Source organism: Muricoccus harenae, assembly GCF_009848505.1.
Lineage (GTDB): Bacteria > Pseudomonadota > Alphaproteobacteria > Acetobacterales > Acetobacteraceae > Roseomonas > Roseomonas harenae.
This window is the reverse complement of the sequence record NZ_WWDL01000112.1, coordinates 1-632: the sequence shown is the minus strand read 5'-3', so window position 1 is coordinate 632 and position 632 is coordinate 1. Positions and strand designations below refer to the sequence as shown.

The following is a 632-nucleotide window of genomic DNA, read 5'->3' as shown; positions in this document are numbered from 1 at the left end:
GCCGACCAGAACGTCATCGCGGTGATCGGCGATGGCGCCATGTCGGCCGGCATGGCCTATGAGGCGATGAACAATGCGGGGGCGATACGGTCGCGCCTGATCGTCGTGCTGAACGACAACGACATGTCGATCGCGCGCCCCGTGGGCGCCATGTCGGCCTATCTGTCGCGCCTGATCTCGTCACGCCCCTTCCTGTCCATCCGCGAGGTGATGGCCAGGATGGCGCGCCGCTTCCCGCGCCCGCTCGCCCAGGCGGCACGCCGGGCCGACGAGTATGCCCGCGGCATGCTCACGGGCGGGACCATGTTCGAGGAGCTGGGCTTCTACTATGTCGGGCCCATCGACGGGCATGACCTCGACCACCTGCTGCCCGTGCTGCGCAACCTGCGCGATGCCGATGAGGCCGGGCCGATCCTGCTCCATGTGGTGACGCAAAAGGGCAAGGGCTACGAGCCCGCCGAGGCGGCGGCCGACAAGTATCATGGCGTGGTCAAGTTCAACGTCATCACCGGCGAGCAGGCCAAGGCCCCACCCGGCCCGCCCTCCTACACCAAGGTCTTCGCGCAAGCCCTGATCGCCGAGGCCGAGGCCGATCCCCGGATCGTGGCGGTGACGGCGGCCATGCCGAGCGG

Annotated in this window: 1 protein-coding gene; it reads left to right on the top strand. The window is 68.7% G+C overall.

The annotated features are described in order from the left end of the window. The coding region (locus GSE44_RS25145; RefSeq protein WP_328799110.1) for a 1-deoxy-D-xylulose-5-phosphate synthase N-terminal domain-containing protein at window positions 1-632 on the top strand (632 nt) is incomplete at both ends.